The organism is Glycomyces niveus, from assembly GCF_017592475.1.
GTDB classification, from domain to species: Bacteria; Actinomycetota; Actinomycetes; order Mycobacteriales; family Micromonosporaceae; genus Glycomyces; species Glycomyces niveus.
Window position 1 is genome coordinate 203,516 of record NZ_JAGFNP010000007.1, and the last position, 23,769, is coordinate 227,284.

Sequence of the window (23,769 nt, forward strand, 5' to 3'; positions counted from 1 at the left end):
CGTAGTGCCGGGTGCGAGACTTCCCGCGTGGAGGAACCGCTTGCAGCGCAGCTTGAATGGTGGGGCAATTCAAACATTTGCTTGCGATTCGACGTTCAGCTCGTGATCGAGGAAGCCGGTGCCGAGCTGGTCGCCCGCGGTGCGCTCAAGGCGCTGGCTGGCTCTGCATCGGCCGAGGCATGGGAACTGTTGAACGGGATGAGCCCGTATTTTCGGCTGGTCTTCGAGGACGGTTCCGTCTTCGAAGTCGAAGTGCAGCGGCTGGCCGCTCAGGGGTGTTCCCGGCTGGCCGAGTGCGATGTCCAGCGGTTCCGACACGTTGAGATGTCGGTGCCGGTCCTCTGACCGTAGGGTCGGACTCTTGAGTTCGGGATGCTCAGTCGACGGGTGCTGTCACTCCAGCGGAACGAGGTGCGGTCGTCGCCCTGGTCTTACCCGTTGGGATGCAAGGTGAGCTCCGGAGGAGGCCCACACTTCCAGGCCCCCGCGGACGCCCGAACCTAGATAGAATTTTACGGCTTTGCCTTGCTCGCACCCCAGCTCGCCTCCCGTGGAGTCCCATGTCGATCGATGATTTTCCTCGACAACCTATTCCAAAGCTATCACTAGGAAAGGTGGGTCGGAATTGACCGACCTCGTAGAGACAATAGCCACCACCCTGCTCTTGATGTTCTCCGTCCTCGTCGCTGCGATTTCCATTCGTCTGTTGAAGATTGCCGCACCGCTCGACCGATCGCGTCAACACCTTGACACGCGAACTTCAGGATTCCATGGAGACTTGAATGGCGAGACATTGAAGAACGCGATCGAGGAGGCCGTGCAACTGAACGCTGCTGCGTCTACCCGGAATCCTGATCCTTTGATCCGGCTTCAATCCGCGGTAAGACTATCCCCGGTTAGTTTCACCGCCGCCGTCGCAGATATTCCAAAGAGCCTTCGTGAAGGCCGGACCGTATCGATCGACCTCTCATCGCTGGATCGCCGACAAGCGAGCAGACTGGTGGATTTTTGCAGTGGGGCTACTTCGATGTGCTCAGGTTGGATTTTTCACATGACGGAAACTGCAATCATTCTCACTCCCGGATTGATTATCGATCAATGAAAATATTCTCCACCGGGCCGAATTTATGTCCTAGAAACTTGATGAAGGAGTCAGATGCCGAATACTGAGGGAATCCACGAGCGAGCTGAGTTGCTTCGGATAAGCCATAAGCTTAGGGTGACGGGACACCATCTCAGGGTCGCTCAGTCCCGCAGGCGCTGGTCGAACATCTCACTGGTGTTCGGTCCCGTCATGATCATCTTGCTTTACTCGATGTGGTGGGTCCCGGCTATCAACGAGACGGTCAAGGTCGCAGTGACCATCCCCATCATCCCGGTGGTGCTCGGGTTCTCAATCGCCTCGTTCAGATTGAAGCGATCTCCAGGCGGTCCGGTCGTGTACCCCAACGGGAGGGATAATCGAGACGACTGGCGGGTATTCTTCGATGCGTTGCTCGGCAATCGAAACAGGACCAGCGAAGGCGACCTGGAACTACAAGTTTCCGAGATCCGCGAAGAGCGGAAGCAGCAGCTCGCTGACGCCAGCATTGACATCTCAATCCGTAGAACAGCCTACAAGGAGGACGCCTACTCGGATATCGATGAACTCCGAACGGAAAGTAAGCGATACAGGAGCATTAACAATACGCTGCAAGGGGTGGTGATCATCGGCTCGTTGGCTGCCACGGGCACAGCTGGTATTGCCGCTCAGTTTCCGATCGTCCGCTGGGCGCTACTTGGTATGACGTTCTTGGTCGGAATCTCCAGCGGGTTCATGGGATATTTCAAGTACAAGGAACGCAGCTTCTACCTTCAGCAGACCGCCGATGCGATCGAGCAGGAATGGGAGGCGGCAGAAGTTGGTGTGGGTAGATACAAGCGGCTCACAACAGAAGCTGAACGGCTCGAGGAATTCGTCGAGGAAGTTCATCGGCTCAAATCGGAACAGAAGAAGCGGCAACAGAACCTCGAGCAACCTCCGGAACTGCGAAACTCGGGAGAATAATCGGCGGAGTGCCCGACCGCCCCTCGGCGCGATTCTCGGTTGGGATAAACACCTGACCGGCTCAGCGAGGGGTGGGGGCAGCTTCCTGAGCTCGGGATGCTTAGTCGAAGGATATTGTCGCTCCGCGGAACCAGGCGCGGTCGTTCTCGACGTGAAGGAGGAACTCGGCTGCGGGTCCGTCGTCGCAGTGGCTCTGAGGAAGGGCTTCCTGCAGGAGTGAGGTAGCGCGAGGCAGCGAGCTCGCATGGTCGAGGGAGATATCAGTCCAGCACTACTTTGCCTGCGTAGAAATCTTGAAGAAGGCAATTGACACGGGACGCTAGGCATGGTCGTATAATAGTACGCAGCACAAGACGCAGTCCAACCTTGAGCTCTCAATACAGACATTCCCGGAACTAGTTGCGAGGTGATGTGCTGGTGCGTTCTCAATCTCCCGTGGTGGTTGCTGCGGATGCGGATGAACTGGCCGCTCAATGCAACTACCGATTGTCCCCATTTGTGGATCTGTCGGAAAATGCTCCGGGTGACTCCTGTCCGTGGCATCTGGTTAGCCTTAAGCGTGAGGATGTTCAAGATCGAGGCGCAGTAGCATGGCTGATCGCGGACTCGATCATGAAAGAGCGATCTGGGAACTCGCGAGCATACGACCTATGGAGACAGGCTGTGCTTGGTTCTTCTCCCTTGGAGGGAGACGACACGATTTTGGTAAGGACACTACTGCGGCCAGTATTCGGCCTTCCAGAGGCTCCCCCGGAGAATGAAGATCACGTTCCTGGACACATTGGTGAATGGCTCTGGTATCTCCTGACAAGTGAGAGCCAGATTGAAACGCATGAACTGGCGCTCCTTGACCCCCCTAGCTGGAGTGTTACAGATGGAGGGGCTGATGGTTTTGTCGTCTATCAAATCCCAATTGGTAGTGGGACAAAACTGATCTTTCGTCTCTGGGAGGCGAAGAAATTCACCGGCGCCGGATCTATCAGCGGGACGATAACGGGGGCAGCCTCCCAGCTTGCTGAGCGTGGTGGTGAATACGTAGCGAAAGTCTCCCACGCTCATGCGAGGCAGCCTGGTGATCTGGGCCGCCTAATGAGTGAGCTGACCGAGCTTTGGATTCGGGCTGATCCGCGTGGCGGAGCTGGGATAAGTGTGGCGACTAATATGTCGAGCACTCCCAGGAAGGCCGCGTTCACCCAAGTCCAAGGGTATCTACCAAAGCTGAAGGAACCTGGTCAGTTGCGTGGACTGCTAGTAGCAGTCGAGGATTTCGTAGGGTTTTCTGAAGAGGTTCGGAGGTACTTGTGGAGCGCACTCTAAATTTGCAAGCATTGCGTGAGGCACTAGGTTCGCTTCCGCAAGGTGCTCTTCCAAGTCCGGAGGAACTAATACGTCTAATCGCTGATATCGAAGTCGGGGCGATAATGAACCGTTTCGATATTGATAGTGGCGTTATTCGTACGGCCTGGTATCTCCATGGAGTCTGTGCGGCGTCGGAGGCAGGCGAGCTATATTCACCGGCAAGGCGCCAGCGGGCATTCGCAGTCAGCGCACATATCTTCGATCTTGCTATCGCAAGAGAGGATAGAACTACCCCGGAGAATCTGCTATCGCTTGCGTTCGCGGCACAGGTGGGATATCTGCGTGCCGGCCAAGATCCGAACGCGGCTGCGGTATTCCGTCGGATCCGGCATCTTCTCCATGGTCCAACTGCAGTCGAAGCAACAATGTCCTCGGATGAGTCATTTACAGCGGTGTCTGAGCATATTGAAACTCTGGCGCTCGAAGTAGGTGTTGCCTTCCTCGGGCTGCAAACTGCAGTAGTTAGACGGTTGGTAAATTACTGGCGAAACCAGCTCCGAGCGCTAGCACGTGATCTTCGCTCATGGGACCTGAGCGGGACAATTTTCGGTCCAGCTGAGGCGGTCGTAGATGCCGTGGATGCAACGACATCTTTCCTAATCTTTGGGACTCGCGAGCGACTCGCAGCGGCGGAGACCAGCTTGCTGGGCGTGGTCAACGGACGAGCGGGTAGGGGAGATCTCAATGCGCGATGGGTGGCTGCCCACCTTCTGGGTCTTATTGGTGAACTTGCCAAAGGCAGTTTGCATGACATTTTGCCTCCTGACGCTGCGCCTGTGGTGGCTCAGGCGTTCACCCTTACTTCTCCTCCAATTCTGAATCTATGGCCTCCGCAACGGGAACTCCTCACTAGGCCGTCTGCGAATCCCCTAGACCCAAACACCAGCCGTCTCCTGATCAGTGTTCCTACTAGCGCAGGCAAGAGTCTATGTTCGCAGTTGGTTATGTGCACGCACTTGGCGACCTCGCCGGGTCGCGTAATCTACGTGTCACCACTGCGGAGTCTGACCAGGGAAATGCGAAGCTCGCTGCGTGACCGACTTCGAGTCCTTGACCGTGAACTAGGAGCAGACACCCCTGACTTTCCTCTCGACGGAGGAGCGTTCCTTCAGTTCGACCATGAGGCGGATATCGAGGTGGTTACACCCGAGCGTCTGATGTACGCACTGCGCCACGATCCGGAAGGTGTTCTTCGCGATGTCTCCCTGATCGTTGTCGATGAAGCCCACCACATCACCCAGGGGCAGCGCGGATTTCTGTTGGAAGGTCTGCTTGCCTTCTGTCAGACCTTGCCAGAGTCCCCGAGATTGGTCTTGCTTTCAGCCGCCGTTGGCAATGGGGCGGCTCTTGCCCAATGGCTCGAGCCGGATAAGCCAGAGGTCCTATTTACCTCTCCGTGGCGTGGCCCGCGGCGCCTTCATGGTCTTCTGACCACAGATGCTAACTGGGAGCAGAAGACCGTTTCCCCACGTAGGTCTACGGACTGGCCCTGGACAGTGCGATTCCCAGTAACTGTGCGGATCAGCATTCGTCCAGCAGAGGCAGTCGCGGTCACGGAGCTCACAACCAACCGAAGTCAGCCTCTCGGCGAACTTGTCTTCCGAAGGAAGGGACCGGACGATACCTCTCGGGAGCGTTCGCAAAGGGATTCGAATCTGAGCACACCCGCGTACAAAATGTTTGCCCAGGCGGCGACATACTTCCTCTCAGCGGGCCCGATGCTCGTGGTGACTAGCACTCGACGACTTGCACAAGACACTGCCCGAGCGATGGCAAGCCACTTGCCGGAGCATGTGACGGCACGTCCCTTGACCGAGCGGGTCAGAGCGGAGCTGGGTAGCGAACATCCTTTGGTTAGCTGCTTGCGCAGCGGTATAGCGTTTCATCATGCAGCCCTTCCCACCGATGTGCTCGAAGCAATAGAGGATGCCCTTCGCAGTGAGCGCATCCGGGCGGTGGTTAGCACCACTACACTCACCGATGGCGTTAATCTTCCTGTCCGAACTGTCGTCATTACCGCTGCTCTTGACGATGATCAGCGGCCGCAGGTCAATGGAGTTCCTGGTTTGGACGCTGCAAAATTGCTCAATGCTGTGGGGAGGGCAGGTCGGGCGGGCCGCGAAAGTGAAGGGTGGATACTCCTAGCGCTCAACCGCAGGATCAAATCCAGCGACCATGAATTGTTCACTCCAGCGGCTGAAGACCTACGAGTCGAATCAGCGCTCACTCGAGAGCAGGCACTTGTAGATCTAGCAGCTGCCGAGCAACTCATCGCAGAAAGCGCTGATAGTGTAATGGCCGTTACTGAATCACTTGCAAGTGATTTTATCACCTACGTTTGGTTCGTTCTTGACGCTCATGATCATCTTGCAACTGATGCCCCTCCATTGGATGCAGTTGATAGGCTCTTGGCGATGCAACAGTTGCCCCCCGAGATAAAGACTCGATGGCAACGTCTGGCACAGAAAACTCAGGAACACTATCTGACTACGGCGTCTGAAACTCGGCGTCGGTGGACCACCACGGGTACAAGTCTTAGCAGTGCTCGAGCCCTCGACAATATGGCGCGCCGTCTTGCGGTTCGTGTATTGAATGAACCCGCCTTGGAGTCTTACAGTAACTCGGAGGGCGATGATCCTGAGGTTTTCGCACTCGGCGATACCCTCCGTCTGCTCGACGAAGAACTTGCATTCACTGAACTCCTGAAGCTTCCCGAGCGTCGGAGTGCTTGGATGTTCTACGACCGGCGAGCTACAAGAAACCGACAGGCCATCAATGTCGATGTACGAGAAGCGATGCGTGCGTGGATCGATGGGACCCCCATTCCAGCGCTAGCACGCCAATGGTTGCCTGATGCCGAGACAGACTGGGCTTTGGAACAAGCAGTAGCGAATATAAGTACGACCTTCGAGCACTACCTTTCATGGACGCTTGGTGCTCTCATTCACATGACTAACGAGCACCTTTCCCGGGCTGAATCACCACTACTCCTGCGACCCGACACTGCCTGGCACTTGAGATACGGAGTCGACACAGAACAGGCCATCCACCTGCTCACCCGGGGGGTGCATTCCCGCGCGCTGGCTCACGCTATCGGCCGACAAGCTGACGCACAAGGAATCCCATCCTCTGTTCAGCGTCAATGGCTTGCGGACCAGCACATTTCAGGATGGCGATCCGTTTACGCCCCAAGCGACCTCGAAATAGAGGATCTCCTTGAATATGTTCGCATCCGCAGGCGGAGTCTGCTCCGCGGGCTACTGAGAGATGGTTCTATTTCGATAGAGGTTGACGTAATCGGTCCGATTCGATACTCGTCAGCGACTTTGCGCTGGTCTGAGGACAATCCAGCGCAAGAGATCGATATTCTTGATGCCGAAGGAGATGTTTGTGGGCGTGTGCGGGCGGGAGATCATCTCGACGTCACCGCAGTCCTTCGGAGTGGCCTGCGGGTCACGATGGACCTCCAAAGGGAACAGCTGTACATTTCCCGGTCCTAGCCGCTATCGCCGATCACGAGGCGACCGAACTTTAGCTTGAGTTCGGCGTGGTGGGTAGGCGAAGAAGCTTAATTGTCGGCGTGGTCTTCTTGGGGTCCAAGCCAGTAGAGGACACCATGCTCGAAGTCGTCGTTGGGGTAGGCTTCCACGATTTCCCAGCCCTGGTAGCCCTCGGGCTCAGGCGGGGGAGTCACGCCTAGCTCGCGCGCGTATGCCGCGAGCCCTCGCGAGTCAAGGTCGTCATCAAAGCGTCGCCTTAGCTCGGCAAGGGTCTCGGGGGGAGCTTCGACGGGGCGGTCGTAGTCGATCATTCCTTGATTCCCTCTCCAGTCCCGATGATCTTCTGACGGTACGGCACTCGCCCCTCACGGATGACATGGACGTATGCGACCGTGTCGCGCGGTATGACGTGCCGGAAGTTTTCGGCGCAGCCCTTTGGGTCGGGAATTTCGGACTCGTCTTGTCGTGACCCGCACAAGGGCACGTTGAGATAGAACGCCGCGTCTTGCAAATGGTCCTTGCGGATCATCGCTGCTGCGTCGCCTTCGACGTGCCACGTGGTCTTCATATCCTCCGACGACGCCCAGGGTTCGCGGAGCTCGGGGCGTATCGGTGCCTCGCCTTTGCGGTAGGGCTTGAGCGGTTCGCCGTTGAGCTGCCTGCCGTCGGCGGTGTAGACGAAGGCACGCGCTGAGGTCCGACCTTCGGCGTTTCGGGGATACCCGACACGACGGACCTCCTTGACAGCCTCAGGATGTGAGCGCCTCGGGTTGAAATCGGCAAGGCGATGGGCGTACCAGGTCGGCGCGGTGGATGTGGCCGGAGTTCCGGTGCTCGTGGTCAGTAAACTGCTCTGTCCGATTGCGAGGACTTCAGCTTGTGCTTCGCCGATGCGCTCGGCGAGCCCGGCCGCTTCGGCAACGAGTTGTTCGATGGTCTGAACAGCGGCGCTGGCACGGTTCGCCGTACCTTCTGCGCCGGCTGCGGCGATCGCGCCTCGAAGTTCTTCGGCCTGCTGCTTCGATGCCGCGAGCTGACCGGCGAGCCCTTCGGCTTCACTCTTGTTCCCGCCGAGAGACGCAGCGACTTCATCCACGCTGGTCATGGGGTGAACCTTCCGTGACTGGGTCGTGATTGGTCATGGTTGTTCTTCACGACTCACACGGTGTGCGCGAGCGCGGCTAGCAGCCAGCGCGAAATTGGTGCGTCGGAGAGGTCGCTGAGGTCGGAGATCCAGCGCGTCTCTGCGAGTTCTGGCGAGGCGGTGACCGTCGTTGTCGGAGCGGTCGCGGTGAGGATGGTCAACGTGTCTCGCTTGGCTTCGAGGGTTGTAGTGACGGTGTTCAGCTCGGTGAGGTCGCCTGGGTTGAGCATGAGTCCGAGTTCTTCGGCCATCTCTCGGGCGCCGGCTTCGGCGGGGGTCTCGCGGTTGGGGCGGTAGCCGCCTCCGGGCAGACCCCACCGCGTTGGATCTGTGTAGGAGTGGCGGACTACCAGGAATCGACCGGCGTTGTCGCGCAACAGGACCTTGACTCCGAATGTGCTCGGCTTGCGGACTCGCCACCAGAGTCGGTGGGCGGGTGCGAGAGCGCGGAGGATGGGTACTGGCAGCCGGATGTGTCTCATGGCTTCAGTGTGACGGTCCGGAAGTGACGGGTCGTCGTAGCGGAACCGGATCATTCGGCGTGTGCCTTTGAACGGCTGGCGAGCGTGGACCATGGCGTGGTTGTTCACGACCAGGAGGTCTCCAGCTCGCCACTTGTGCACCAACACGACGGCCTCGGCAAGCGCTGACTCAACGAGGCTGTACATCTCGTCTTCGGTGAGGTCGGCAGGAAGTTCAGTCACGTTGTTCGTCTCCTGCTTGGAGCGAAATCGGAGCGTGGGGCCGTGGGCGCCTGCGTTGACGAGCGGGTGTGTCGCATGGTTTGGACGCCACTTCGACTTATACGTGATTCGGACCGAGGCGAAGCTGTTTCGCTGGGCAAGTAGGGTGCTCGCTGCAGCGCGTCCGTCGTACAGGCAGGTAGACCCGCCTTCGACGGCAGGGGTGAGGCAACCGAGCGCGAAGAAGCGAAGGGGCTCATCGTCGTCAAGCTGTTCGGTGTGCCGGGGAAGCCATGCTGGATCACCACTGGATACAAGGGCTCGTCGGCCCATCCAGCTGGCACCAAGATGCTCGGCGAGCGCACTTGCCGCTCCGGTCATAGCCTCGATTTCAGGTTCCGTCCGAAGGAGGGTGTATCCGCGGAAGTGCAGGTCTTCGGCAGGGTCGTCAAGGGTCGGGGTGAGAGCAAGCATTGAGCCTTCCTTCTTCTCTTCGTCGAGATGAGGGCCGCTGTTCCCGTCGCTCGGTCGAACAGCGGCCCTCAGACCTCGCTATGCCCATAGCGAGGTTGCCGAGCGATCCACCAATGACCCTTTCGCTCGGCATGTTGGCCCTCCACAAGCTGTGGACAACGCGGAGGGCGACAGGCGGGCGGCGCGTGGTCCTGGGGAGACACGCGACGCCCGAGTTCTCATGTAGTTCCCGAGGTGGCGGGACCGTCGTGGAGTGCGGCCACCGCCGATGTGATTCGGTCCCGCAGCTCGGGCTGACCGATGGCGTATCCACCGATCCAGAACGGCTGCGCGCCGTAGTCGAGTCCTCGGGTCATCACGGTGAACGGCTTCTCGGTCAGCTTGGTGACCTTGAGGTGTGGGCCGCCCATGTCGTTCCGGTACTCGGCGAGCTCATACTTCTGGCCCTCAACCTCGAAGCCTCTCGGATTGATCGCCCTTGGCGTTGGTCGCATGTCGGTCACCCTTCGCAGACTCGGACCGAGGCGTGCGGTTCAGCGGTTCGAGAGACGTACGCGCGGTACGCGCGTTCTTCGAAGTCGTCGCGCCACTGCGCGGGGTAGTCGCGCCATGGCTGGCCCCAGTTCGCTTTCATGTCACCGGAGTTGAGACCTGAGACCACGAGCGCCAGTACGCTGTGGTCCCCAGCCGGATATACCCGCATGGCTTCGGGTGCGTGTGCGCTCGATGCGCACACGTCGAACGTTGCTCCGTCCTGTACGAAGGACCCGCGTTTCACTTCGGCTGTCGGTGCTGTCATCGCCGTTCCCCTTCGAGCGATCGTGAATGCCGTTCTCTACTGCGGGGGTGCAGAGGTTGTCTCCCTTGATGGTTCCCCTGTGAAACGGCCGTTTCCATCCCTGGACAGGTATCTCACGATGAGATACCGTGTGGGTGCTATGCCTGGGGACATGTATGAACCGATTCGCATACCCGACGCGGTATGGGACAAGGATGATGTCCAGAAAGCGCTCACGAGCCGAGACATAGCTAAGCTCTTCAAGGTCGCTCAGCAGTGGGTCGGTTCGAGCCAGTCTCGTATCGGAATTGCCATCGGCATGCCTCAAGGGCGCGTCAGCGAGATCATCCATGGTCACCGTGAAGTGACCAGTATCGAAGTGCTGCAGCGGATCGCAGATGGCCTCAACATGCCGAGCCGAGCGCGGTTGCGTCTTGGCCTCGCTCCGCGACTTGAGGATTCCATCGAATCCATGTCGCAGCTTGACCGAGTCGGCATCACCCAGATTTTCGCGTCGCAAGGTGAAGCCGCCGAGGAGATCACAGCTCGCGCCAGGGACGCGAAGCGGATCGATCTGCTCGTTGTCCGTGCGCTCGGGTTGATCGGGCTCAACGAGTCGCTGCTTCGACCGGCAGTGACCGCAGAACGCCGGGAACCGCTCCGGCTGCGTGTCCTGCTGCTCGACCCCGATTGTGAGGCCGCGGGCATTCGAGCGCGAGAGATCCGTGAGTCGCCCGCGTCGTTTTGCGCGGGCATCAACCTGTCGATCGCTCGACTCGAAGAACTCACGGGACGACCGAACGTCGACGTGTCGGTGAGAAAGTACAGCGCACTTCCCGTCTGGCGCTGCATCCGGCTGGACGACGTGCTGTACCTGTCGATGTTCCACCCGTCGTCGGAAGGCCATCAGTCGAGCGTGTACAAGCTGGTAGCGGCTCAGTACAACCTGCTGTGGACGGGTTTCGAGCGGCAGTTCGACGAAGTGTGGCAGTCCTCGGCTGTCGTGATCTAGCGAAGGGAGCCCTCGTGATTGAGGCGGAACTCAAAGCGCGTGTCAAAGACGTTGCTTCGGTCAAGGGCTGGTTGGGCCGCCAAGCGACCCCGGAAGATGCCACCTACCAGGACATCTATTACGACAAGGGCGACGAGCTGACGCGTAGCGACCGGGAGCTCCGCGTCCGAACTGTCAGCACCGCAAATGCTCAGCGCTCGATATTGACCTACAAGCAGGCGCGTGTTGACGAGGAAAGCGGTTCGAAGCCTGAGCATGAAACCGAGGTCATTGTTCCGGACGCTGTAGCGAGTTTGCTACTCGACATCGGGTTTTCGGAGTACGTCCGCCTGACCAAGCACTGCCAGAACTACTCGTTCGAGTTCGCCGGCTACGACATCCTTGCCACACTTGTCCACGTGCCCGAGCTCGACGGGGCGTTTCTTGAAGTAGAGACCCTTGTCGGTGACGAACAGCTCGACGCCGCGCTCGAAGCGCTGAAGGGCTTGCTCAGGGAATTGGGGCTTGAGAACGAGCTCGAAACCGGTACTTATACGGACGCAGTCCTCGAAGCACGGTCACGCTAGATCTGGCGAATGTCCCGTAATACCCGGAGGGTCCGCAGTGCCTGCGGTCAGCACCGGATCTCTCGCGGGTCGTCTGGGTCCCAGCTGTTCTCCGGCGCGATCTTGCATGCGCCGTAGTCCTCCCAGAACCATTCCTTGGGAAGGGTCAGGCGGAGCACACATCCGAGAACGAGCAGACCGATAAGCACGGCGCAGATGATCATCACCCAGCGAGCGATTCGCTGGGTCGATTTCCTCGCAGGGGTCACGAGGGCGACGATAACGCGGTTGCCGCTCCGACGCAGCGGCGAGTGGTTTGCGAGCCGACTGCCCCGCACAACCCCGCACGACAGGGCCAGCGTGACAGCTTGTGACAGGCCGTAGCTCCACGTGACCGCTGACGGAGCCAGCGCGTTCCGATGCTGTGCTGAGCTGCGGTTCTCGCTGTCACAGCCGAGTCTGTGCGGGTGCCTGTGAGGATCTTGTGCGGTCACAAGCTGTCACAACCCCTTGACGGTGACCCCCGGCACGAGCGTTCATGGAGTGGTCGGCGAACAGGCGCTGGCGGGCCGCGGGGCAGTGCATGTCGCGGCTGGCAACTTGGAGGTACAGCGCATGGAAGCACGGGTTCGCTTCGCGCGATTTCATCCGACTCCGACTCGCTGAGCGGGCTCGGAGTCGGTGAATCGGGTTGGCTCGTGAGCCGGTCGGGTCTGTGCCTGCCTAAAGGCTGTCCCGTTATTGGTTCTGGGAGTTGCTGATCGTCGTGTTGGCCGTGGCTGTCTGGAGCCGTTCAGGCGGCGCGGGCGAGGTTGTGGAGGCGTGCGATGCCGAGCATTGCTTCGGTGACACCGTCGCCGCGGAGCCGGCAGTCGCGCAGGATCTTCCAGGTCTTCATCCGGGCGAATGCGTGCTCGACACGAGCGCGGACCTGCCGGTGTGAGGCGTTGTGCTCGGCTTTCCATGCGGCCAGGTCCTCGCCGGGGCGGCGTCGGTGCGGGATGATCGCGGAAGTCGCGATGTAGCCGCCGTCGCCGATCACCGTCGCGTTGCGGACCGCGTGCTCGGCGCCGGACTCGCCGAAGGCCTTGCAGTCGTTGCGGTTGCCCGGCAACGGTGTGCCGACGACGACCACGAGCTGGGTGTCGGCATCGATGACCACCTGGTGGTTGGTGGAGTAGCGGTAGTTCTTGCTCGGTGCGGCGATAGAACGGTCACGGGTGGGGACGAGGGTGCCGTCAACGATCAGCACCGTGCCAGGGGCGAAGCGCTTGCGCGGGCGCAGGGCCAGCTTCGGCCCGAGGTCGTCGATGATGCGGTCGGCCGCGGACTTCGAGACGCCGAACAGCGGCGCGAGCTGGCGCAAGGTGAGGTTGGTCCGCCAGTATGCGGCGACCAGTAGGACCCGGTCGGCCAGTGGCAGGCTCCACGGCCGTCCCCGGCGGACAGCGTCGGCGCCCTCGCGTTCGAGCTGGCGCACGAGGCGGGAGAACACCCTGGGCCGCAGCCCTGAGAACGGCTCGATCCAACACTCCTCAGCCGCTGTCACCACACCCACCCGGGCATCCTAAACCCCTGCAGCACAAGCAATAACGGGACAGCCTTTAGGTGCAATAGCGAGCTTCAGTCATAACAATTTGATGAACGAGGGCTTTCGGGGCGCGGAAAACTGGCCTCTGGCTGCCTATACATATGGGGCTTGTTTTCCAGGCACCGAACCGATCGCCCATCGGCCCGTACCCGTCCTCAAACGACGGGCGCGGATTCTTCCGGCAGCAGGTTCAGTTACCGGTCTGCCGAGGGAAGGTTATCGGGGGTTATCGGTTACTGGCTATTCTGGTAACCGGGTTTGAGCTGGATGGTTATCGGGGCGCTTGACAGTAACCGCAGTAACGAGCTCAACTGGAAGGCCATCAACTTCACAGATGGCGTGAGTTTCTCACGGCCCCGGCGCGCTCGACGCGGCGCTAGCGGTGCCGTTCCTCCCGAACCTTGCCAGGCGCTCTCGAGTGTTCCTCGATCGACGTCTCTTGGCTCCAATAGTTTCCAACTGCATATCGGTGACAGTCGCTGACCTATAGCGGCTGCCATGTCACGAGTTGCCGGTTCAGAGGACCCGGTGACTGTCATTCAGTGTGCTCATTCAACAAATGGAGGTTTTCATGCACACGTTCTCGAATTCGAATATACCCGCGCTCATGGAGGGCGGGCCGTGGGGACTGCTCACGCATTTGTGGCATTCCCCGCAAGTCCGCATGCTCGCTGCGGTGCTCCTGGTGGGGCTCGGCGTGGTGCTGGCCGTGCAAGTCCTGCGGCGCGTTCTGCACGGCCGCGAGCAGGCCCGCTGGCAGGCCGGGTCGCATTACGTCGAGATCGCCGCGCCCGGCGTGGTACCGGAGTCGGGAGGGGAGGTGTTCTGGGATCACCTCGGTTCGATCGCCCGGCCTGCCTGGCGGCGGTACTGGTACGGCCAGCCGTGGGTGCTGTGGGAGATGCGGGTCGAACGCCGACGTCTGACGGTGCGGGTGTGGGTGCCCTCGTGCATCGACACCGCGCTCATCGAGGGCGCGGTCGAGGCTGCCTGGCCCGGCGCTTCCACGACCGTCATAGAGGCTGAGTCGCCGCTGCGGATGCAGCCGCTCGTCAAAGGCGGCAGGCTCGCCTGGGCTCGGAGTGTTGATGTGCCGGTGGCGCCTGGACCCGCGGGGTTCGATGTGATGCGGTTCCTGCTGCACGACATCGGTGATCTCGACGTCGACACGTGTCTGGTGGTGCAGGTCGGAGTCTGTCCGGCGAGCCGTCGCCAAATGTCGCGGATGTCGAAGGCGGCCTGGTCGAACGGTGGGGGCGGGGGCTCCTCATTCATGAAGAGCCTTGTCAACGAGGCGCTCGACGTCGTGCACCCGGCCTCGTCACCGAGTTCGGGAACACGCAGGCCGATACCGGAGACGGCCTGGGTCTCGCACAAGCGCAAGCTCCTGCAGGAACGGGTGTCCAAGGGGAGCTTGTGGTCAGGCTCGGCCCGATGGGCCATCTCCATGCCGGAGGGGCAGGGGGCCCGGCTGAAGGCCATCAATACCCAGGTCGGCGCCTCGGTCTACTCACTCGCCGGGTCCAATGGTGTCTACCGGCGCGGGCTGCTCCGGCCCGAGCGGCTGGTCAACACGTGGGCGCTCGGGGCGACGGTCACGTTGAACACGCCCGAGATCGCCACGCTGGCGCATTTGCCGTTCGACGAGACGGTGCCGGTCTTGGAGCGTGCCAGGGCGCGCAGGGTGCGCCCGGTCGAGGTAGTGCGGTCGGGTGGCCGGAACGTCACGCCGCTCGGACGGTCCGCTCAGGGCGGCCGGAAGGTCGGACTGGCCGCTGCCGATGCCCGCCAGCATGTGCACATCCTCGGCGCTACCGGCACCGGAAAGTCCACGCTGCAGCAGAACATGATCCTCGCTGACATCAAGAACCGGAAGGGGCTCATGGTCATCGACCCGAAGGGCGATCTGATCAACGACCTGCTCGACCGGCTCGATCCCGAGACAGTCAAGGGCCGTTTGATGTTGATCGACCCGTCGGAGCCGGACGGGCATGGATTCTTGCCGCTGTCGGGACCGAACAGCGAGATCGCGGTCGATCACATGGTTGGGATCTGCAACAAGCTGTGGGAGCGGCACTGGGGGCCTCGCGCGGACTACATCCTGCGCAACGGTCTGCGGACCGTCCTCACCGCGGGTCTGGACCTGGTGGACCTGCCCGGTCTGATGATGAAACGCGACTACTGGCGGGAAGTCGTCAAACGCCTCGACCCAGGCGATGAGCAAATGCTCGGGTTCTGGGTCTGGTGGGAGGACATGGACAAGACCAGTCGCTACCAGGCAATCGGGCCGATCCTCTCGCGTTTCGACGCGCTGTTCGGCAACGAGTTCATGCGCGCCACCTTCGGAAAGCCGACGAAGCCGGTCGACATCGGCGAGGTGCTCGACTCCGGCGGGATCGTGTTCGCCCGCCTGCCGAAGGGTGAGATGCCCGAGTCGGCAGTGCCGCTGATGGGGTCGGTGCTGGTCGCGAAGGCGTGGCAGACGGCCATGCGCCGCTCCGAGCTTCCGGACCGGAAGCGACCGGAGACGGTGCTGTACATCGATGAGGCGCACAACTTCCTCAACCTGCCCTATGCGATCGAGGACCTGCTCGCTGAGGCACGCGGGCTGCACATGGGGCTGGTACTCGCGCATCAGCATCTGGGGCAGTTGGGCCGCGAGCTGGCGGACGGGATCTCGGCGAACGCGCGGAACAAGGTGTTCTTCAACGCCAGCCCCGAAGACGCGCACCGGCTTCAGCGGCACACGCTGCCCGAACTCGGGGAAGAGGACCTCGCTCGGATGGGCGCCTGGGAGGCGGGCTGCCGTCTGATCGTGGACGGTGTCGCGACTCCGGCGTTCACGCTCCGGACCGACCCGCCTGCGCCGATCGTCGGCAAGGCTGAGGAGATCCGTGCCGAGGCCACCGGGAGGCAGCCTAGGAAGAAGACGGATCAACTTAAGAAGATCCTGCGGCAGCGCCAGGCCGACGAGGAAAGGTTCGGTGAGGCCGCTTGAGCGCACAGCGGATACCCGGTCAGGTGACGAAGGACTTCACAGAAATCCTCGAACGCCTGACCGGGCGGGACATGGAGCTCATCGACGCTCTCGCCCGTCATCGGGTCTTCACTGCGGTACAACTGGCCGACCTGTGCTTCCCGTCGACGTGGGCCGCACGGGTGCGCGCGGTGACGCTCTTCGAGATGGAAGTGCTCGCCCGGTTCAGGGACGACAACCGCAAGGCGTACCGGTACACGCTTGGATACTGGGGCGCTGGCTTCCATGCCTGGCGGCGAGGAGAACCAGCTCCGACGAAGGCGGCGGTTGCGCTTGCGGCCCACCAGCTTGCGGTGTCTCGCAAACGCGGTCACTTGGAGGGGGTGAACACGTTCTTCACTCGGTTGAACGCTGAATCCCGCCAAGTCGGCGGCGTGGCTTTGAGCGAGTGGCTGTCCGAGGACGAGGCCGCGGGGCTCTTCTTGGGGAAGGTTCGACCTGACGGGGCCGGAGTCCTCACCGCGGAAAGCGGCGCGATGCCGTTTTTCCTCGAGTACGACACCGGGACCGAGCCGCTCGCGTATTTGGCTGCGAAGCTCGACCGCTATGCCGCGAAGCAGCCGGCGGGCGGGCATCGACCAGTCCTGCTGCAAATCGTCCGGCCCGGTCGTGAGCGCAACCTTCATGACTCGCTTGTCGATCGACAGTTCCCGTTCCCGATCGCCACTACAAGTACGAGGGCCGGATTGCTCGGTGCGCGTTGGCGGCTGGTCGGCTCCGAACGAACCGTGAGGTTGAGTGAACTCGGGGCGGGGGCGTGGTCATGACCAGCCGGAAATCGGGGCACACCGGCCCCCACGCTGCAGGCCACACCGGTCCTGCGGTCGGCCCCCACACTGCCCCTACACAAGGCGCGGGGTCGATTGAGGCCGTATCGCCAGGTCAAGGGGAGATTGAGAGGGGCACCGCAACTCCGAAACATACTCCCCGTGGGGACAAAGGCGGAGCCTTCTTCGGTGAATTCGGTTCCGGGACCGTCGTGATCACCAGCCCGATCGAATTTCCGTTCCACGGGTCAAGGTTGCTCACCAGCCACCTGGCCTTCATCGAGCGGATTCAGCCAGCTGCCGTGGTCAACATCGGCGGACTCCTCGCGAGCCATTCTGAACGGAGGGGCTGTGAGGATAAGGCACTGGTGGAGTCCGTAGTCCAGGAATATCTGAGTCCACTGCGAGCGGTGTACGAAGGGCCAGTCGGTATGCCCGCGTCGAGCGTGAGTGCTCCGATTCCTCGTCAGATCCGTCCGATACGGAGCACGGATTCGTCAATCGCGTTGATGGGGCTGCTCCCCGAATTCGAAGTGGCGATGCTTCCCAGTCACCTCGACCTGGTTCCTGGATGGGTGATTGCATGTGCGGCGCTCGGCGTTCGCCGTCGATCGACCGTGGGAGCGACCGCGCTGGCCGAGGCGAGGAAGCTCGGGGTCAATGTGGTTTGCGGGTGTTCCGGGTTCCTCGGAGTTGTTTCGGAAACCCGCGGTCCGACTGAGCAGAGGCAGACGCTTCATGCCGTGGAGGTCGGCCAAATGAGGGCGCCGAGCCACAACGCCGAGATGCGGAAACCTGGCCTTGGCAGAGGGCCGGGATTCGCGGTGTTGGAGATCGAGGACGGGGTTGTCAGGCCCGTCCTCATCCCCATGAAGCCGAACGGCGCCTTCAGCTACCAAGGCGAGCAGTTCGGATTAGCTTCGCTGACGCTCCCCAGCCTCCAGCAGCGAGGCGACCGGCCTGCCCGACGCGCGGTCGTACGGGATGCCTTCCCGCAGCTCGATCTCTGGGCGATAGTCGATCGCTCGGAGGTCAAGTCGGCGTTCGATGTTCTCGGGCATGTGGAAGTGAAGCACCGGAGCGGCGAGGGTGCCTGAGCAGTACATCTTGAAGCCGCCCTTGCGAAGCAGCTCCGCCCTGCCGTCCCAGTCTGACTGGGATTCCCACTTCTGGCGGTAGGTGACGCCCGTGCCTTGCTCCTGCCATGAGGAAGGAACCACCGGCACGGCCTTGAGCGTCTCGAGGTTCTTCGCGTGTCTCTCCATCGAGCTGGTCAGTGCGGTGACGACGATCGGTGATTCCGCTGCGGCGATGGCCTGTGTCAGATTCTCAATCGCTCCTTCGAGTTCAGCGATCTCCGAGGTCAGATCGCGGCCGGGGACGAAGGCGCGGTTCATGATCTCGAGGTCGCCGACTGTCTCGAGGAAGTAGCTCTCCAGTGCTTCCTTGAGGAAATCCCGATCCCACGAGACGCGGTGCGGGCACATCTGGTCGGCGAACCTGGCCGAGCAGAGGTAGTAGCGATACTCCCGGAGCGAGCCGTCGGCGAGTTTGCGACGTGAGGAGTTGGAGTACAGCGGGCGTCCGCAGATGCAGAAGACGAGGCCGGACAGCACCGTGGGCGGATAGTGGGGCCGGAGTCCTGCGCTCTTGAGTTTCGCGAGCGCCTCCTGAAGCTTGTCGAACTCGGCGCGGGTGAGAATCGGCTCCGCGCGTTGGACAGGCAGGCCGTCCTTGCGGATCACGCTGCCCTTGTGCGTCGCGTAGCCCATCAAGGTCGGGCTGGCGAGCACCGTCTTGAGGATCTTGGGCTGCCAGCGCACGCCTCGAGGCTTGGTCTTGGCCTCCTGCTTGTTCTCCTTGGCGTTCTCGGACTTCTGGTAGTCGGTCGCAGTGAGGATCCCGCGCGCGTTCCAGTCGATGCAGATGCGGTTCATGCTCGATCCGAGGTCGACGATCTGCTCGTAGGCCTCGCGGATCAAGCCGGCGGTATACGGGTCCTTGACGAGACGCAGGCGCTTGGCGCCGTTGAACTGAATCGCCTCGGTCCGGTAGCCGAAGGGCCAGACTCCGCCGCTCCACAGGTTGGCCTCGCGGTAATAGGCGGTCTGCTTGAGCTTCTTCTCCTGGACGGTCTTGCGGTACTTCGCCGCCTGCGTCGCCTTGATTCCCGCGATCATGCGACCGTCCTCGGTCGTGAGGTCGAGCGAGGGATCGTCGAGCACGATCACGGACTTGGCGTTCTTGAGCACCCAGCCGACGAACTGCCACCAGTGCATGTCGTCGCGGGTGATTCGGTCCTGGGTGGTGACCATCAGGGCGTCCCACTCGTAGACTTTCGGCTCGCTCAGCCATTCGCCGAGTGAGGGGCGTTCATCGAGGTTGATCGCGCCTGAGACCGTCGCGTCTTCGACCATGTGAACGAGCTCGTGGTTCCCGAGTGCGATGGCTTCCCGCAGTTCGATGTCCTGGCGCTCCAGTGCGCTGGACGATTCGGTGTCCCTGCTGATGCGCTTGACAGGAAGGACTTTCATGTCGCCATTCTCCCCTCAAAACGGACAGGGAGCGGCTAAACCGGCGGTTTGGAAAATCAGAGGACCGTCCCGTCCGCCTTCCAAATGATCAACCGGGTAGCCATGGGCAAATGGGCCGAAAGCCGCCCCGTGTAATCAACCTGGCACCGTGCCACCAACAAACGCATGCCGAAGACCCTACCGGTGACGCCCCGACGCACGGGAACGACGGGGTTGGACCAGTGGACTGCTGGTTTGCTACCGCCCGCGTCGCTGAGGGTGCGATGAAAGTCCGGGTGTCGGACCACTGCGCTAGCTTTCTCGCACCTGCCCGACGCGGTTGTGAGTGGGACGGCTCGAAGTACGGCAACGACTATCCCGGGGCGCACTCGATCGTGGATATCCGCGAGGTCGTTTCTGGTGTCGGCGTCGACGATTTGCTGCCCCAGCAGAGTTTGGCCCTCGCCTCGGACGAGTTGGTCGCGCTGCTCGGATCGGCGACGCCCACTATCGAGGACTGGGAGCGCATCGGCGGAGTGAAGGCTGAGGAACTCTGGGAGTACGAGGCCGACAGGGACAGTGCCCGGCACCTCGTGCTCTGGGGCGAAAGCGAGCCTGAGCTGGTCGTCTTCTGGGGGCACTCAGGAGACTGACGCCGCTCCACATCAACGTGGGCCTCTGACCGCCTTCTGGGTTGGCCTCACCGAGTGCAGTTAAGCTCCTCCCACCCCTGCCAGTTGATAAAAGGTCCAGCCCATGCCCCTCACGACCCCTCCGCGCCCCCACAACCTTTTCGAATACCTTCCCGAGTTGGCCGAACACTCCCGCCTCGCGGTGCGCCTTCATCCTCGGGAGGGTGCTCCGCGAACAGACGAGTCCTCGGTTGGCGGGCCCTTGCTGTGGCCGGCCGACGAGCCACGGCCCCTCTGCCGATTGGCACACGATCCCATCGGTGAGCGGCCTCTCGCTCAGGCATTGCGGCTTCGATTCGCCAAGGAGGACCGGCGCCTGTTCGAAGCGCGGACCGGCCCGTTCGACCAGCAACGGCAAGAAGATGCAGAACGTGAGCTAATGCTCCGCATTGTTCAGGAAGCGCACCCCGGTTTCGATCCGGGCGATCCGGTGCCGCTGATACCGGTCGCCCAGCTGTACTACCGTGACGTTCCCGGCTTGCCCTGGCCCGATCGGTACGACCTGCTGCAGATCCTGTGGTGCCCGCTCAACCACACTGGGTCTCAGACCATCACCCCCTACTGCCCTGCGTTCCAGGTCCGGTGGCGTATGGCAGCGGAGGTCGAGATGCAGGCCGCCGAGGCACCGCAGCCGGTGATGTGCGTCGAGGAGTACATGCCTCGCCCATGCGTGGTGCGCCCTGAGCTCGTGACCGAATTTCCCAACTACGACGACCTTCCTGAGCACTTGCAGGAAGCCGTTACCGACTGGGAGGACCGCATCGGTGACGGAGTCGACTACGGCTTCGACATCGCGCTCGCTCCCGGATGGAAGGCCATGGGGCACGGTGGTTGCTGGAGTCTCTACGAGCCCTACCCCATGGTGTGCGAGTGCGGCGCGGAACAGCTGCCGCTGCTCACTGCTGCCTCTGGTGAATTCGACTCCGGCACTGTGAGCTGGCAGCCGATCGAGGAGGCCAATGCGGGATGGAGCCTCTCCGACCCGGTCGGAGTGCACCTCGGCCGTGGCAACAAATTCCAGCTCCACTACTGCCCAGAATCCGAACACCACACAAACCGCACCGAGATTTTCTAGCCCAAGTCAACAACGAGCTGACCTGAGGAGTTGGGCAGAGCTGAACGGTGGTGCGCTCGGCTGTCCGGCAGTGACGCGGGAACCTTTCGGTTCCCGACGGCTGCAGTCGAGTTGAGCATCAAGAGCGTGTCTCGGTTGGCGAGTCAGCAGACCCGTTGCACGCCAACGGGGGACTGATCAAGATGTTGAGCTGGACGTGTCCAGTGGGGGCGACCAGCTTCGATGCATGCCAGCGCTATAGCCGATGAGCAGGTTTACAGCGGCCAGAACCAGGAGGAGAAGCAGCACGTTTCCGGAGCCACTCGGGTTCCACAATGCCAATAGCCAGACCAGATAGCCGGCGACGAAGGAGAGGCTGTAGATGCCGGGGGCGGCGAGTCGCAGCTTCACGGCTACTAGGGGTCCGAGGACCATCGCGATGAGTGGGGCGATCAGCAGGAGGGCCAGCATGTACGGTATGCCCGCGCCGGGGGCGAACTCTTCTGAGCTGTCAGCCCAGGATGAGGAGACGGTATCGCCGCCGAACGTGACCCCAGCGGCAGCGGCGACCTGAGCGAGACTGACCACAAGGGTCTTGCCCATGGCAACCTCGCGTCCCCTGCGCCGCAAGGCGGATCTGCTCTCACGCCCCTGGGGGTCCGCTTGCTCGCTCATGCGTCCCAAGGCTACCGACGAGGTCTTCTAGGCTTCCTCAAAGGTTCGCGGTGGCTGGAGGAAGGTGATCAAGCTTCCTCCAGGCCGCTCGTTAGCGCTGGTAGAGCGAGATCTCGTTGCCGCTGGGGTCGGCGACGACGGAACGGCGGGGCGCGTAGTCCGACTCCTGGGGCGGCTGGACCAGTGCGGCGCCTGCGTTGATCGCGGTCGCGTGCGCGGCGTCCAGGTCGTCGACGTAGAGCCCGAACCTCGCCGGGGCCGGGCGGTCATGGTTCGCGCCCGCCTCGAGCGTCAGCAGGAAGAACGAGTCGGTCTCCCACGCCCCGAATTGGAACGAGGCGATGCTCTGGTCGTACTCGAGGCCGAAGGCCTCGGTGTAGAACGTGACGGCCGTGTCGAGGTTCCGTGCCGGAACCGTCACCTGGACCACTCGGTCTTCTTTCGCGATGTTCATATCGTTCCCTTCTTCGAAGTGCCGGCCGATGGTCTCGGCCAGTTGTGCGATGGCATGAGCCCGCTCCAGGACCCGCTCGCGGTGCAGGTGCAGCACCGCCGCGGTCTCCCGGCCGCTCCGGTCGGCCAGTGCGGTCCGGATCTGTTCGATGGGCAGGTCCACCGAACGCAGGTGACGGATCAGCTTCGCTTGCGGCGCTTGGTCGAGCCGGTAGCGCCGGTAGCCCGTGCCCGGGTCGACCCGGGCCGGTCGCAGCAGTCCGACATCGTCGTAGTGGCGCAGCGCCGGTATCGACAGACCCGTCTTCACGGAGAACTCGCCGATGCTGAGCAGTTCGCGGTGACTCATGACGACCACGCTATGAGCTCCGGTCACCTGAGGGTCAAGCCTTCGTCGGAACGTTCTTCGCCCGAATCCGGAAGCGTGGACCGGCGCTCAGTCGAAGGGGGTGTCGCTCCAGCGGAACCAGGCGCGGTCGTTCTCGATGTGGAGAAGGAACTCGGCTGCGGGGCCTTCTTCGGAGTGAAGTTCGAGCTGGGTCTCGATCTCGGTGTAGACCGGCTCCCATGCTTCGGGATGGTCCTCGACGAGTTCGAGGCTGCGGTCGAAGAGGGGCTTGAACCCTTCGAAGCCCGGCAGGGGTTCGAATTTGCCTTCGAGCCAGGGGAAGTCGATGTCGTCAATGGTGATGCGGCCGATCACGCGGTCGCCGTGTTGGAGGGTCCAGACGTCGCCGTGGCGGATCATCGGAGGCCTGAGGGTCGGCGCATGCCCAGCACCTTACCGGTGTGGTCTGATGCGCTCCGCGAACCCGGCACCGAGGTGAGGTGTGGATGAGCGGCTTTGGACTTCGGGGTGCTCGTAGTTGCAGGACCGGTGTGCTGTCGGTGGGGGCGCGTACGGTTCTGGTGTTGTGCCGGACGGAGATCGTTAGGGACTCGCGGCCATGGAGGGCGGGTAGAGAAGGTCCCCGGCAGCCGGCCCGGGACTCGAAAGTATTCCGTGTCCCCGCCCTCCACCTTCTTCTGAGTCGCTTCGCGGGTGGGCCTGGCTAGTTCAGGCGTTCGGTGAGTCGTACTTCGACGTTGTCGCCGTCGGTCCTGCCGAGTTCTTGCGGATGGCCGCGACGACGGGGAGTTTGTGGGTGCCGTCGCCGAGCCCTGGAAGGGCACGCCGTCGATCGTGCCGGTGACTTTGACGAGGCCGCGGGTGCCGAAGATCGCTGCGGAACCGGGCAGTTGGACGCAGGTCCAGGTGTCGCCGGGTCGGCTCGCCGCCGCCGACCAGTTGACCTGGCTCGTGATCGGCTCGCCCTTGAACCGGTGCCTCCTTACTGGAACCGAGGGCGCCGCGGAGGACGCCGCTCCCGTCGCGGACGCCGTGGACCTCTTCCTCGCCGGGTACGGGACCTAGGCGCCGGTGTTCGACGGATCGCCGAGGCGGT

The 23,769-nt window shown here is 62.0% G+C and carries 21 protein-coding genes and 3 pseudogenes; 12 read left to right on the forward strand and 12 right to left on the reverse strand.

Annotated features, from left to right (window positions below; all coding sequences use genetic code 11):
* Positions 1-27 precede the first annotated feature (27 nt).
* From J5V16_RS14580 to J5V16_RS24495, 5 genes and pseudogenes are all read left to right on the forward strand, one after another.
* Positions 28-345: a hypothetical protein gene (locus J5V16_RS14580; RefSeq protein WP_208497075.1), complete on the forward strand. Its 318-nt coding sequence runs from the start codon at positions 28-30 to the stop codon at positions 343-345.
* Between the two features lie 280 nt (positions 346-625).
* On the forward strand, positions 626-1,102 hold the full coding sequence (sepF, locus tag J5V16_RS14585; protein WP_208497076.1) for a cell division protein SepF: 477 nt from the start codon (positions 626-628) through the stop codon (positions 1,100-1,102).
* Positions 1,103-1,294: 192 nt separating this feature from the next.
* Positions 1,295-2,047 carry an SLATT domain-containing protein gene (locus J5V16_RS14590; RefSeq protein WP_208497077.1) on the forward strand — a complete coding sequence of 251 codons (753 nt, stop codon included), beginning with the start codon at positions 1,295-1,297 and terminating at the stop codon, positions 2,045-2,047.
* Between the two features lie 1,724 nt (positions 2,048-3,771).
* Positions 3,772-4,680, forward strand: a pseudogene (locus J5V16_RS25745) (DEAD/DEAH box helicase); the annotation flags it as partial.
* Positions 4,681-5,214: 534 nt separating this feature from the next.
* A complete protein-coding gene (locus J5V16_RS24495) occupies positions 5,215-6,906 on the forward strand; it encodes a helicase-related protein (RefSeq protein WP_243901222.1) in 1,692 nt (563 codons plus the stop codon).
* Positions 6,907-6,974: 68 nt separating this feature from the next.
* On the opposite strand, the gene J5V16_RS14600 is transcribed toward J5V16_RS24495, so the two are convergent.
* The 5 genes from J5V16_RS14600 to J5V16_RS25080 all read right to left on the reverse strand — a co-directional run bounded on the left by J5V16_RS14600 (position 6,975) and on the right by J5V16_RS25080 (position 9,841).
* Positions 6,975-7,217: a hypothetical protein gene (locus tag J5V16_RS14600; RefSeq protein WP_208497079.1), complete on the reverse strand. Its 243-nt coding sequence runs from the start codon at positions 7,215-7,217 to the stop codon at positions 6,975-6,977.
* Positions 7,214-8,011: a DddA-like double-stranded DNA deaminase toxin gene (locus tag J5V16_RS14605; RefSeq protein ID WP_208497080.1), complete on the reverse strand. Its 798-nt coding sequence runs from the start codon at positions 8,009-8,011 to the stop codon at positions 7,214-7,216. Before J5V16_RS14605 ends, J5V16_RS14600 begins: the two co-directional genes overlap by 4 nt.
* A 53-nt stretch (positions 8,012-8,064) precedes the next feature.
* Positions 8,065-9,207: a TauD/TfdA family dioxygenase gene (locus tag J5V16_RS14610; protein ID WP_208497081.1), complete on the reverse strand. Its 1,143-nt coding sequence runs from the start codon at positions 9,205-9,207 to the stop codon at positions 8,065-8,067.
* Between the two features lie 218 nt (positions 9,208-9,425).
* On the reverse strand, positions 9,426-9,710 hold the full coding sequence (locus J5V16_RS14615) for a hypothetical protein (RefSeq protein WP_208497082.1): 285 nt from the start codon (positions 9,708-9,710) through the stop codon (positions 9,426-9,428).
* Positions 9,707-9,841, reverse strand: a complete 135-nt coding sequence (locus J5V16_RS25080; protein ID WP_255537420.1) for a hypothetical protein — start codon at positions 9,839-9,841, stop codon at positions 9,707-9,709. The genes J5V16_RS14615 and J5V16_RS25080 overlap by 4 nt, the downstream gene beginning before the upstream one ends.
* A gap of 316 nt (positions 9,842-10,157) precedes the next feature.
* Between J5V16_RS25080 and J5V16_RS14620 the strand changes: the two genes are divergently transcribed.
* Positions 10,158-10,997 (forward strand): hypothetical protein, encoded by an 840-nt coding sequence (locus tag J5V16_RS14620; RefSeq protein ID WP_208497083.1) that lies wholly within the window; start codon positions 10,158-10,160, stop codon positions 10,995-10,997.
* Positions 10,998-11,011: 14 nt separating this feature from the next.
* The gene (gene cyaB / locus J5V16_RS14625) at positions 11,012-11,563 is read left to right on the forward strand and encodes a class IV adenylate cyclase (protein WP_208497084.1); all 552 of its coding nucleotides are present in this window, start codon (positions 11,012-11,014) and stop codon (positions 11,561-11,563) included.
* A 772-nt stretch (positions 11,564-12,335) separates the two neighbouring features.
* Here the strand turns inward: cyaB and J5V16_RS14630 are convergent.
* The gene (locus tag J5V16_RS14630; protein WP_208497085.1) at positions 12,336-13,100 is read right to left on the reverse strand and encodes a transposase; all 765 of its coding nucleotides are present in this window, start codon (positions 13,098-13,100) and stop codon (positions 12,336-12,338) included.
* 604 nt (positions 13,101-13,704) lie between these two features.
* On the opposite strand from J5V16_RS14630, the gene J5V16_RS14635 reads away from it, so the two are divergent.
* Both J5V16_RS14635 and J5V16_RS14640 read left to right on the forward strand, forming a co-directional pair.
* Entirely contained in the window at positions 13,705-16,131 is a 2,427-nt protein-coding gene (locus tag J5V16_RS14635) for a type IV secretory system conjugative DNA transfer family protein (RefSeq protein WP_208497086.1), read from the forward strand.
* A gap of 23 nt (positions 16,132-16,154) precedes the next feature.
* Positions 16,155-16,937: a replication-relaxation family protein gene (locus tag J5V16_RS14640; protein WP_208497087.1), complete on the forward strand. Its 783-nt coding sequence runs from the start codon at positions 16,155-16,157 to the stop codon at positions 16,935-16,937.
* A gap of 914 nt (positions 16,938-17,851) precedes the next feature.
* On the opposite strand, the gene J5V16_RS14645 is transcribed toward J5V16_RS14640, so the two are convergent.
* Together J5V16_RS14645 and J5V16_RS14650 are read right to left on the reverse strand one after the other, a co-directional pair.
* Positions 17,852-19,471: a recombinase family protein gene (locus J5V16_RS14645; protein ID WP_208497088.1), complete on the reverse strand. Its 1,620-nt coding sequence runs from the start codon at positions 19,469-19,471 to the stop codon at positions 17,852-17,854.
* A gap of 62 nt (positions 19,472-19,533) precedes the next feature.
* A pseudogene (locus J5V16_RS14650) lies at positions 19,534-19,638 on the reverse strand (endonuclease NucS); the annotation flags it as partial.
* A 96-nt stretch (positions 19,639-19,734) separates the two neighbouring features.
* On the opposite strand from J5V16_RS14650, the gene J5V16_RS14655 reads away from it, so the two are divergent.
* Positions 19,735-20,103: a hypothetical protein gene (locus J5V16_RS14655; protein ID WP_208497090.1), complete on the forward strand. Its 369-nt coding sequence runs from the start codon at positions 19,735-19,737 to the stop codon at positions 20,101-20,103.
* A gap of 103 nt (positions 20,104-20,206) precedes the next feature.
* Positions 20,207-21,217, forward strand: coding sequence for a hypothetical protein (locus J5V16_RS14660; protein WP_208497091.1), 1,011 nt, complete (start codon positions 20,207-20,209; stop codon positions 21,215-21,217).
* A 177-nt stretch (positions 21,218-21,394) separates the two neighbouring features.
* Here the strand turns inward: J5V16_RS14660 and J5V16_RS14665 are convergent, their stop codons facing one another.
* The 4 genes and pseudogenes from J5V16_RS14665 to J5V16_RS25750 form a co-directional block, all read right to left on the reverse strand.
* Entirely contained in the window at positions 21,395-21,871 is a 477-nt protein-coding gene (locus J5V16_RS14665) for a hypothetical protein (RefSeq protein ID WP_208497092.1), read from the reverse strand.
* Between the two features lie 91 nt (positions 21,872-21,962).
* Positions 21,963-22,673, reverse strand: a complete 711-nt coding sequence (locus tag J5V16_RS14670) for a MerR family transcriptional regulator (protein WP_208497093.1) — start codon at positions 22,671-22,673, stop codon at positions 21,963-21,965.
* An 87-nt stretch (positions 22,674-22,760) separates the two neighbouring features.
* Positions 22,761-23,072: a hypothetical protein gene (locus J5V16_RS14675; RefSeq protein ID WP_208497094.1), complete on the reverse strand. Its 312-nt coding sequence runs from the start codon at positions 23,070-23,072 to the stop codon at positions 22,761-22,763.
* A 304-nt stretch (positions 23,073-23,376) separates the two neighbouring features.
* Positions 23,377-23,629: pseudogene (locus tag J5V16_RS25750) on the reverse strand (DUF1905 domain-containing protein).
* On the opposite strand from J5V16_RS25750, the gene J5V16_RS14685 reads away from it, so the two are divergent.
* On the forward strand, positions 23,535-23,738 hold the full coding sequence (locus tag J5V16_RS14685; protein ID WP_208497095.1) for a TetR/AcrR family transcriptional regulator C-terminal domain-containing protein: 204 nt from the start codon (positions 23,535-23,537) through the stop codon (positions 23,736-23,738). The pseudogene J5V16_RS25750 and the gene J5V16_RS14685 overlap by 95 nt on opposite strands.
* Positions 23,739-23,769: the final 31 nt, after the last annotated feature.

Coding starts and splice junctions, on each gene's coding strand:
- J5V16_RS14590 (WP_208497077.1), top strand. CDS start 1,295: ATGATCATCTTGCTTTACTCGATGTGGTGGGTCCCGGCTATCAACGAG.
- J5V16_RS14600 (WP_208497079.1), bottom strand. CDS start 7,217: ATGATCGACTACGACCGCCCCGTCGAAGCTCCCCCCGAGACCCTTGCC.
- J5V16_RS14605 (WP_208497080.1), bottom strand. CDS start 8,011: ATGACCAGCGTGGATGAAGTCGCTGCGTCTCTCGGCGGGAACAAGAGT.
- J5V16_RS14610 (WP_208497081.1), bottom strand. CDS start 9,207: ATGCTTGCTCTCACCCCGACCCTTGACGACCCTGCCGAAGACCTGCAC.
- J5V16_RS25080 (WP_255537420.1), bottom strand. CDS start 9,841: ATGAAAGCGAACTGGGGCCAGCCATGGCGCGACTACCCCGCGCAGTGG.
- J5V16_RS14620 (WP_208497083.1), top strand. CDS start 10,158: ATGTATGAACCGATTCGCATACCCGACGCGGTATGGGACAAGGATGAT.
- J5V16_RS14635 (WP_208497086.1), top strand. CDS start 13,705: ATGCACACGTTCTCGAATTCGAATATACCCGCGCTCATGGAGGGCGGG.
- J5V16_RS14645 (WP_208497088.1), bottom strand. CDS start 19,471: ATGAAAGTCCTTCCTGTCAAGCGCATCAGCAGGGACACCGAATCGTCC.
- J5V16_RS14655 (WP_208497090.1), top strand. CDS start 19,735: ATGAAAGTCCGGGTGTCGGACCACTGCGCTAGCTTTCTCGCACCTGCC.
- J5V16_RS14660 (WP_208497091.1), top strand. CDS start 20,207: ATGCCCCTCACGACCCCTCCGCGCCCCCACAACCTTTTCGAATACCTT.
- J5V16_RS14665 (WP_208497092.1), bottom strand. CDS start 21,871: ATGAGCGAGCAAGCGGACCCCCAGGGGCGTGAGAGCAGATCCGCCTTG.
- J5V16_RS14670 (WP_208497093.1), bottom strand. CDS start 22,673: ATGAGTCACCGCGAACTGCTCAGCATCGGCGAGTTCTCCGTGAAGACG.
- J5V16_RS14675 (WP_208497094.1), bottom strand. CDS start 23,072: ATGATCCGCCACGGCGACGTCTGGACCCTCCAACACGGCGACCGCGTG.